Origin of the sequence: Secundilactobacillus oryzae JCM 18671 (genome assembly GCF_000740055.1) — a bacterium.
Classification (GTDB): domain Bacteria; phylum Bacillota; class Bacilli; order Lactobacillales; family Lactobacillaceae; genus Secundilactobacillus; species Secundilactobacillus oryzae.
Genome location: NZ_BBJM01000088.1, coordinates 1 through 319, shown reverse-complemented (window position 1 = coordinate 319; position 319 = coordinate 1). Strand labels below are relative to the sequence as shown.

The following is a 319-nucleotide window of genomic DNA, read 5'->3' as shown; positions in this document are numbered from 1 at the left end:
TTCCTTAGTCTTTCTAGTTCATTAGTGGGCTCTTTTCCTTTATTACGCCCACGGTTATCTTTTAGTACTTCCCAGTCGCTATTTACTCGGTACTTCCGTACCCAAGAATAAACTCGTTGGTAACTAATATCATACTTCTCTGCAGCCGCTTTATAGTTATTGTTATGTTCAATTGTCCATCGGACAATCTGCCTCTTTTCATCAAAGGTTACTTTTCGTCCCATTTTTCTGACTCGCTTTCTCGTTGTCTGATTAACTCGGAGTTTGTCATTATTGTAACTGATAACCCATTGATGTAGTTGAGAAATATTTCTAATTT

1 protein-coding gene is annotated in these 319 nt (G+C 37.3%); it reads right to left on the bottom strand.

Features of this window, described 5'->3' with window-relative positions; all coding sequences use genetic code 11:
• On the bottom strand, positions 1-319 hold a 319-nt coding region (locus LOSG293_RS09885), incomplete at both ends, for a helix-turn-helix domain-containing protein (RefSeq protein WP_034529931.1).